Annotated in this window: 7 protein-coding genes and 1 pseudogene; 1 reads left to right on the forward strand and 7 read right to left on the reverse strand. The window is 34.5% G+C overall.

Annotated features, from left to right (window positions below; genetic code table 11):
- Positions 1-9: 9 nt before the first annotated feature.
- The 5 genes from G600_RS0107040 to thrH form a co-directional block, all read right to left on the reverse strand.
- On the reverse strand, positions 10-1,662 hold the full coding sequence (locus G600_RS0107040) for a hypothetical protein (protein WP_027431308.1): 1,653 nt from the start codon (positions 1,660-1,662) through the stop codon (positions 10-12).
- Positions 1,663-1,724: 62 nt separating this feature from the next.
- Positions 1,725-2,198: a hypothetical protein gene (locus G600_RS0107045; RefSeq protein WP_027431309.1), complete on the reverse strand. Its 474-nt coding sequence runs from the start codon at positions 2,196-2,198 to the stop codon at positions 1,725-1,727.
- Positions 2,199-2,796: 598 nt separating this feature from the next.
- Positions 2,797-4,065 (reverse strand): 6-phosphofructokinase, encoded by a 1,269-nt coding sequence (locus G600_RS0107050; RefSeq protein WP_027431310.1) that lies wholly within the window; start codon positions 4,063-4,065, stop codon positions 2,797-2,799.
- A gap of 142 nt (positions 4,066-4,207) precedes the next feature.
- On the reverse strand, positions 4,208-5,401 hold the full coding sequence (locus G600_RS0107055) for a Gfo/Idh/MocA family protein (protein WP_034245857.1): 1,194 nt from the start codon (positions 5,399-5,401) through the stop codon (positions 4,208-4,210).
- A 116-nt stretch (positions 5,402-5,517) separates the two neighbouring features.
- Positions 5,518-6,117 (reverse strand): bifunctional phosphoserine phosphatase/homoserine phosphotransferase ThrH, encoded by a 600-nt coding sequence (thrH, locus tag G600_RS0107060; protein WP_027431312.1) that lies wholly within the window; start codon positions 6,115-6,117, stop codon positions 5,518-5,520.
- Between the two features lie 307 nt (positions 6,118-6,424).
- Here thrH and G600_RS0107065 point away from each other — a divergent pair, with 307 nt between their 5' ends.
- Positions 6,425-7,690, forward strand: a complete 1,266-nt coding sequence (locus G600_RS0107065) for an ATP-binding protein (protein ID WP_027431313.1) — start codon at positions 6,425-6,427, stop codon at positions 7,688-7,690.
- Between the two features lie 248 nt (positions 7,691-7,938).
- On the opposite strand, the gene G600_RS0107070 is transcribed toward G600_RS0107065, so the two are convergent.
- Together G600_RS0107070 and G600_RS15825 are read right to left on the reverse strand one after the other, a co-directional pair.
- Positions 7,939-8,499, reverse strand: coding sequence for a flavin reductase family protein (locus G600_RS0107070; RefSeq protein WP_031556798.1), 561 nt, complete (start codon positions 8,497-8,499; stop codon positions 7,939-7,941).
- A gap of 155 nt (positions 8,500-8,654) precedes the next feature.
- Positions 8,655-9,287, reverse strand: a pseudogene (locus G600_RS15825) (hypothetical protein); the annotation flags it as partial.

Raw genomic sequence — 9,287 nt, forward strand, 5'->3', positions numbered from 1 at the left:
TATTTTCCTCTATTTTTCTAAAGCCTCTTTTATATATAAACATTTATATGTAGTTGACATGTCAATTGATTTAAATTTTTCATCTTCATAATAACCAGCCTTTATTCCATAACTTACATATCTTTCATCTACATAACTAATAATTTCTGCCTTTAATTCTTCTGAAATGTCTAAATCATATCTGTTTAGTAATTCTACATATTGAAAATAAGTTTCTAACTTTTCTTCTTCATTATAATCAAGCAATAATTTTTCAACATTTTCTTTTAATTTGCTAGAATTCTTTTTTTCATTTAATAAAAGATTCATTTCTAAGCCCCATACTTTACATATGGTATATTCACTATTATTACAATATTCCATAACCTTTTTACTTAATTGTTTTGTATCTATCTTTCTTATATTTGCTGCTCTAACTAACATTACAGCCTGATAAACATTTTCATCTATTATTTCTTGATTTGCAAAATTTCTCAAATAGTTCTTTATAAAACTATCATCAATTTCAATTTCATTATCAACTGCTTTCATTAAAGCTAAATAATAAATATCCTCTATAGATTTAATATTGTTCGTGTAACTATTCTCATTATATCTATAAAGCGACATTTTTAACTCATACTCATTAAATATATCCAAACCATGCATATTACACAATTCATAATATTCAAAAAATCTTTTATAACTTGGCATAATTACAGCTTTTTGTGGGAATTTTCCTTCACTATTAATGCTCTGATTATTTACAACTCTAGTAAATAAATCATTAATAATATATAAGTTACTCTCTTCTATATTTCTATCCAACATATTACCTATAATTATTTCTATATATACAGGTTCTGTAAATGAAAATTTCTCCATAAAGGATATTAAAAAATCAACATCCCTTTTACTTAAATTTAATTCTTTACTATTACTTAGAATATTCAGGATAATAATATAAGACTCTTCATCTATTGCCAAATTACCCTTTTCATATCCTTCATTAAATAAATCGCTAATTTCTTTATACAGTAATCTTATCTGACTAATATCTTCTAAATAAAAAGCCTTAATAACTTTATCCGAATAAACATCTATATTGTTACTTAAATTATTAATTTTCATATCAGTAACTATATTCTTTATTGTAGAAAACTCTGCATCAGCTTCGCTGTATACATTTGAAATTTTCCACAAATTATTCTCTTTGAGTAGACTATCTTCTTTCTTAATTTCATAATCAAGGATTTTTTTTACAAAAAAATTATCTAACTTACCCAAGTTATATTTATTAGAAATCAACGACATATAATAGATGTAGTTCACATAACTATCAACATTTTCATCACAAATTTCTGTTTCGTTTATTGTTTTTATAATTTCATCTTTTATCGTATTATACTTTTCAAGATTTTCTTCTGTAAGATTAAAGTAATAATACATTAATGTTTCATCAATACCATAAACATCTAAATATCCATACAAACTCAATTCACTTGATGACATATAACTTACGCATTGATTAATAATTTTATTATCTATTTTATCATCAGAAATTTTTGAAACATTTTTATATATTACCCGTTTATTTAAATGATTAAAAATTAATGTAACTAGGGAAATTATAATAATTACACCGATTAGCATTTTAAAAATTCTAGTCCAAGATTTTGTCATAATTCTCCTTATCTGCCCTTAGCCTTTTAGGCTAAGGACATTTATTTTTTATAAATCATTTTTTAGATTTTAGCTGTTACTGATAATGGTACTCCAGCTTTAAATGCTGTTGCAGTATTAGTTAAGCCTACATATATTGATAACCCTGTTGCATATACTCTACCTCTAAAAGAAGCTGATCTTGCACCGTTTGAGTTTATCCAATGGCCTGAAGAACCAGAAGTACCATTCCCACCAATTGAACCACTTATACCTGAAACTGAAATACCAACCCCTAATCCATATGAATAAAAATTCCATTCAGTTTTAATCCATTCAGGATTTTTGAAATTAGCATTAGTAGAATTATATTCTGCACTTACTTGGAAATCCCCACCACCATTTAAATCAGATAATGTTTGTATCCAACAATTTGATTTTAATGTTGCACTCAAAGCTGAATTTTTTGTAGTTTTAGTATTTGATGACGCATATGTTGGAATTGATGCTAAAACAATAATTCCACATAAAAGAATTGTAAATAATCCCTTTTTCATAAAGCTCTCCTCATAATTATATTTTATAGTATCTATACGTATAAATCTCTACTTTTTTTACTATATCATATTTTTAACAATTGACAATACTTAACGCAAAAAGTGTCATTTTTTTGCGTAAATTGCAAAATTATAAAAATTCATCATAAATCTTTCTTTTTAGCATAAAATTAGGGTGTCGGTTCGACGGTTTTTGCATAAAATCAGGGTGTCAGTTTGACGGTTTTTGCATAAAATCGGAGTGTCGGTTCGACGGTTTTTGCATAAAATCGGAGTGTCGGTTCGACGGTTTTTGCATAAAATCGGAGTGTCGGTTCGACGGTTTTTACATAAAATCGGGGTGTCGGTTCGGCGGTTTTTACATAAAATCGGGGTGTCGGTTCGGCGGTTTTTGCATAAAATTGTGTTGTTATTTCTTTTCGTCAGATAAATGATATCATCTATCTGACGAAAAGAAAAAAGACATACCTTTCTCTGACACATAAAAAAAACAAATCAAAAAGTTGAAGCCTCTACAAACACGAATAATGAAAAACAAAAATGAGGCGGTGGAAAAATTTCCCACCGCCTCAATAATTAAGAAAGATAGATAGTTAGCTTATTCATTGAATACCTTGTAGAGATCCTTGTAGCCTTTGGTATTCATTGTTAAATGTCTTGGAAGACCGTCTACCATCATAGGTGTATAGTCACCCTGAATTAATGGCTTTAGATAACTTACAAATTCATCTGTAACGTAGTCTCCATCCTTGTTGATCCACTCACGTGGTACAACCTTTTCGCCGTTGGCGATTCTATGAACATCATAAACACCAGTTGTAGACTGGTATGGATCGTCTGATAATCTATCAATAACTACCATCATTCCTGATAAGCCTTCATCTGCAGCCTTAATTGCTGCACCACCAACCATGAAAGCTTCGTTGATGTCAATTCGGCTTGCAAGATGTGAAGCTGAACGCTGTAATGTAGAAAACTCTACAGAACGTGTCTTGCAGCCTAACTTTTCATGAATATAATTTGCAAGATAAGCAGCTGTTCCTGTCATTTGGATATGGCCAAATGCATCTTTAGTTGAAGAGCCTGCTGAGAACTCACAAATATATTTTCCTTCTTTATTCTTGATACCTTCTGATACTGCCGCTACTACAATGTCCTTTTTCTTCAAAAGTGTTTCTACCTTCTTAGTAAATTTTTCAATATCAAATGGAATCTCTGGTAAGTAAATCAAGTCTGGACCGTCGCAATCTTCAGCCTTTGAAAGTGCTGTTGCACCTGTAAGCCAACCTGCGTTTCGTCCCATAACTTCAATAACTGTTACATTTTTCTTCTTATAAGAGAAACCAAGACAGTCGCGAATTACTTCCTTAGTTGATGTGCCAATGTACTTAGCAGCACTGCCGTAACCTGGAGTGTGATCTGTAAGTGCAAGGTCATTATCAATTGTCTTTGGACAACCAATGAATCTTTGCTTAGCTCCTGTAAGGATTGCATAATCAGATAGCTTCTGAATCGTATCCATTGAGTCGTTACCGCCGATATAGATTAAGACTTCAATATCCATCTTATCTAGTAGATGGAAAATTTTTTCATAAACTTCTTTATCTTCGTGAATGGCTGGTAACTTATAACGACAAGTTCCAAGGAATGCTGATGGTGTTCTCTTTAATAATTCTAGGTCTAGTTCGTTCTTTACGTATTTTGACATGTCAACATACTGCTCATCAAGGAAACCTTGAATTCCATAACGCATACCATATACTTTATTAAATCCTCTATCCATTGCAGTCTTGAAAACCCCAGCAAGACTTGAATTGATAACGGCTGTAGGGCCACCAGATTGGCCAACTAATACATTACCCTTCATATAATGTACCTCCCCTATATGTAATTTTACAAAAATCTCTTTAACTAAGTATAACATAAATGAAATTATTTGAATAGAGTTTTTTTAGTGTTGGTATGATTTTTTTTTAAGATTGAAGTTTAAATCCGCTTTGTTACTTTCACTAGCCCAAAACCTCAGACTCATTATGTCTCATTTCGTCTAGGAAATCTCTATATTCTTCGCCATTTACTGGGATGCGCACTTTCTTGCCCTTAAACGCTGAAAGATAAGCACCACATGTAAGCTCTAAAGTATTGATGCCATCTTGGCCGTTAGTTATAGCCTTATCTTCCTTTGCATCAGTTTCTTGATTATTAGTGCTATGAGCCTTATTAATTCTTGCAATAACTGTCTCGCCAAAGTTTTCTAGCACCTTACGGTATGGCTCGTCACCAGTTTCTGATACTAAATCTATCTCTTCGTAGTCTTCAGATAATTCCTGAGTTGAGGAACATGTTGCATTTTTAGAATACTCCTCAAGATCCCTTGAGAAGCGCCAAATTCTTAGCTTGTCATCATCAATTCTTATATGGCCCTTAGTTCCGCTAATTTCAATGTATCTTTCTTTGTGAGCCTCACCTGTTGAAAGAATGAAAACACCTGTCATACCATTTTCATAACTAAAATTAATAATTGCCTCGTCATCAACAATGAAATCATTGTATTTACCCCAGTTGATGAAGGCACCAACTTCCTGAGGCATACCAAAAAGCCACTGCCACATATCAAGTAGGTGCTGGCCCTGATTAATAAGAGCACCACCACCCTCGCCTTGCCAGCTGCTTCTCCACTCGCCAGAAGCATGATAAGATCTAGTTCTATAGTAGCCTGTATCGATTTGTCTAACAGACTGGATGCGACCAATTTCACCACTGTCTATCATTTGCTTAAGCTTTATAAAACGTGAATATGTTCTTTGATGGAAAATGAGTTCGTAAACCACATCTGCAAACTTACTTTCAGAATACATCTGTCTTGCACTTATGACATCAATTCCCGCTGGTTTCTCACAAAGCACGTGTTTACCAGCTCTAAAGGCTCTAATTGCAGTATCTGGATGGAGCTTGTGAGGTGTTGTGATTATGATGGCATCGAAGGCTGTCATTGCATTTTCATAAAGCTCATTCTCGTTACGGTAGAGCTTGACCTCGCCTTTATCTATAACGCCATCACAGTTCTCATTAAGCCACTGCGCAGCCTGACCTGATCTTGTGCAGACACAAGCCAAAGATAAAGTTTTTATTTCCCCTCTTAAAATCATCTTGGCATAACGCTTACCCATGTGACCTAAACCTATTATTGCTACTTTTATCATGATTTCCTCCCCTTTTATTTAAGTGAACAAATTCGTAAATACAAAAATCCCACAGCACTAGCTGTATGCATTAATGCTGTGGGCTATATTTATATTATACAAAAATTTAATGAAAATTAAAGAGCTTTCTTGATTGCTTCATATAAATCGTCATATTCCTCGAAAGCCTGAAGTTCTGGGTATTCAGCCTTGATTGCATCTGTAGATCTAAAGAGGAAACCAGCCTTAGATGCCTTAATCATGCCTAAATCGTTGTGGCTATCTCCTGAAGCGATAGTTTCAAAGCCAACTGACTGAAGCGCCTTAACTGTTGAGAGCTTTGACTGTTCGCAACGCATCTTAAAGCCTGTGATTTCACCATTTTCTGCTACTTCAAGTGTATTACAGAAAATTGTAGGTAAACCAAGCTTCTCCATAAGTGGCTTTGCAAACTGTGTAAATGTATCGCTAATAATAATAACCTGTGTGAGTTCTCTAAGGTCATCAAGGAACTTCTTAGCACCTGGAAGTGGATCAATCTTAGCGATTGTTTCCTGGATTTCCTTAAGGCCAAGGCCATGCTCCTTTAAGATGCCAATTCTATACTTCATTAGCTTGTCATAATCTGGTTCGTCTCTTGTTGTTCTCTCTAGTTCAGGGATATTTGTTTCCTTTGCAAATGCGATCCAAATCTCAGGAACAAGTACACCCTCAAGGTCTAAACAAACAATATTCATGTCACTCATTTTCTTACTTCCTTCCTACATTCCTAAAGCCGCCATAAAGCTTTGGGTTATGTTTAAAAATATTACGGACAAATGTATTTCTGTCGCGGACATTTAAAATTATAACATAGAAAGGGGAGAATAGAAACTGGATTTTGAAAATGTATTGAGGAAATTTTCATCGTGTGTGTACGATAAATTTCTTTATTTTTATCGTGTAGAGACGATAATTTTACTTGATTTTGTCGTGTAGAGACGATAATTTTACTTGATTTTGTCGTGTAGAGACGATAAAATAATATATAAGAGGTGATGTTATATGAATAAAAATATACTTAAACAAGTGATTCTAGAGCAACTAGAAGTCATTGAAGAAAGCACTATTATAGACAGAAACTACCGTTTCGAAAAAAATATGAATTATATTTTGGTGGGACTTCGTCGTGCTGGAAAGTCTACCTTACTTTATAAGATTGCAAAGGATCTTATTAAATCAGGTGTTGACTGGTCTCAGATTATTTATGTCAATTTCGAGGATGATAGATTGTTCGGTTTTCAAAAGGAAGATTTTAACGACATTGTAGAAGTAGCCTATGAACTGGCCGAAGGCAAGGAAATCTACTACTTCTTTGACGAGATACAGATTGTTGATGGCTGGGAACATTTTGCAAGACGAATGGCCGACCAGAAAAAGCATGTCTACATTACTGGCAGCAACGCCAAGATGCTAAGTTCTGAGATGGAAAAAGTCCTTGGAGGCCGCTATTTATCTAAGATGATTATGCCTTTTTCCCTAGCTGAGGTCCTTGACTATTTAGAAATCGACCACTCCAACAAGGCACTTTTAACTAGTTCTAAACTTGCCAAGATTAAGAATGCGACTAGTAACTATATCAATTTCGGAGGCTTTGCAGAAGCGCAACATTTGCTAGACAAAAGAGAATATATCAAGAGCGTTTACGAAAAGGTGCTTCTTGGGGACATTTCCGAACGTGAAAATATCAAGAATCAAACTGCCCTCCGCCTTATGGTTAAGAAAATCGCAGAAACTGTCATGCACGAAATCAGCTTTAACAAGCTTGCCGGCAACATTAAGGCAACTGGAGTAAAGACCTCGACAGATTCCATGATTGAGTACACAAGTTACGCAGAGAGCGCATTTTTACTGTTTAGAACAAGAAATTATGTGAATAAGTTTTCAGAGAAGGAGAGCACTCCAAGATTTTACTTCTATGATAATGGCCTGCTCAATCTCTTCCTGGTAGACAAGGATTCCGCCCTTCTTGAAAATGTGGTCGCTTGCCATTTAAAGCGTCTTTACAAGGACGACGTCTACTACTTTAAGTCTAGTAAAACCGGCATTGACGTGGATTTTTACCTTCCTCAAAAGCAGTGCGGGGTGCAGGTTTGCTATAACCTAGAATCTGCTTACGAACGAGAAACTAAGAACCTTTTTGATTTTATGGATAAATCTGAAAATGTATCGCGACTTATAATTGTGACTCACGATGAAGAGGGCACTATAACCGAGGGGAATAAGACGATAGAGGTTATTCCAGTTTATAAGTTTTTGCTTATGAATTAAGCTTAATTCTTCCAAAATGTTGATGTGTGGACATTTTTTCTTTCTAAAATGTTGATTGACGGACATTTTTTCTTTCTAAAATGTTGATGCTATCGCATAAAAGGTAAGAAGAAACACATCATTTTCATAAAAAATGTCGTGTAGACACGATAATTTCTCTTGATTTTATCATGTAGACACGACATTTTTAGTCAAGACTCGCTCGCGAGTCTTGCGTGCCGGAAAAGTATGTATTGTTTATTTAGTTTCTAAAGCAATTCCTTACCTGAACCCCAGGCATCTCCCACCTTTTCACCAAGCACGTGATATGCATTGTTAAATGGATCAAATGCGATTGGAGCTACCTTTGCGATATCGACCTTGCCCTCTGTGAGCGCTGCTTCGTCAACGCTTACATTTACAATTTCACCCTTGAGGATGCAACTGTCGTGGTCGAAACTCTTGAGCTTACATTCAAGGCACACTGCGAGTTCATTAATAATTGGAGCATTTACTAATTCACTCTTTGTAGCTGTGAAGCCTGCTTTTGAAAATTTATCTTCAGTCTTATTTCCTGAAGAAATACCTACGTAATCGCAGCCGGCAACGTGAGCTGCGTCAGCCATGCTGATTGTGAAAGCACCTGTCTTTTCAAAGTTCTTGCAAGTCTTATGTCCTACTGAAAGGCAAAGTGTAATCTCATTAGATTCACTGATTCCGCCCCAGGCTGCATTCATTGCGTTTGGCACTCCATTTTCATCATAAGTTGCAATAATCCACACCGGCTGTGGAAGTGTAAGTGGCTTTGCGCCAAAATTCTTTCTTGCCATAAAAGCCTCCCTAATTGATTGAATGAATTTTAATTGGATTAAATCTATTATATAACATATTTCAAAAAATTTGTATAAAGAAAGAATAAAATTATATAAGCATAAAAAGGAGCTAAGCACACGCTTAGCTCCACCCTATTTCAGTATCAATTCTACTATTCACTTATATTTCTAGCTATTTTTTCATTAAGAATCTTTTCAAATTCTTCCGTTGAGATTGATAGATTATTAGCGGCCTGCTCAACTGTAATTATTCCAGTTTGAACAAGTTTTACTAATGTCATTATCTGCCCTTCTTCGATTCCTTCTACCTTCCCAGCTTCATGACCTAAATCATATTCACTCTCTTTTATTGCGTCGATTATTTCCTCATCGGTACATTCAAAAACACTCATCTCATATACCTCATTTCTATGCTTTAACAAATACTCCCGTAACACATTTTCATCGATGCACTCATCAATCGCCTTGTTGATTGCATCTTCTAACTTTATATTCATTTTAACATATTTTCTAATCTTAGCAACATAGATAGTATAATCATTTAGCTTCTTACACGCACTCATCAGGTTCATGTTATAACCCTGATTTATATTTAGAACCAGAACTTTTAATTCTAACGCTGGTTCCTTTGTTTTTCGTTCAAATGCATCAGATAGGCATATTATCTGCCTTTCCTCCACTGTTCTTACACCATTGTAAAATACAACAAATTGCGGTGTTGGAATCTTAACTAATTTTGAACCATACATTTTGGGAAGTTCTATAAGACCACGCATCTGCGCTGA

Source organism: Lachnospira multipara ATCC 19207 (genome assembly GCF_000424105.1).
GTDB lineage: Bacteria > Bacillota > Clostridia > Lachnospirales > Lachnospiraceae > Lachnospira > Lachnospira multipara.

What these genes read in the sequence shown, in the direction of transcription:
- G600_RS0107045 (WP_027431309.1), bottom strand. Translation starts at nt 2,198, where the DNA reads ATGAAAAAGGGATTATTTACAATTCTTTTATGTGGAATTATTGTTTTA.
- thrH (WP_027431312.1), bottom strand. Translation starts at nt 6,117, where the DNA reads ATGAATATTGTTTGTTTAGACCTTGAGGGTGTACTTGTTCCTGAGATT.
- G600_RS0107055 (WP_034245857.1), bottom strand. Translation starts at nt 5,401, where the DNA reads ATGATAAAAGTAGCAATAATAGGTTTAGGTCACATGGGTAAGCGTTAT.
- G600_RS0107070 (WP_031556798.1), bottom strand. Translation starts at nt 8,499, where the DNA reads ATGGCAAGAAAGAATTTTGGCGCAAAGCCACTTACACTTCCACAGCCG.
- G600_RS0107040 (WP_027431308.1), bottom strand. Translation starts at nt 1,662, where the DNA reads ATGACAAAATCTTGGACTAGAATTTTTAAAATGCTAATCGGTGTAATT.
- G600_RS0107050 (WP_027431310.1), bottom strand. Translation starts at nt 4,065, where the DNA reads ATGAAGGGTAATGTATTAGTTGGCCAATCTGGTGGCCCTACAGCCGTT.
- G600_RS0107065 (WP_027431313.1), top strand. Translation starts at nt 6,425, where the DNA reads ATGAATAAAAATATACTTAAACAAGTGATTCTAGAGCAACTAGAAGTC.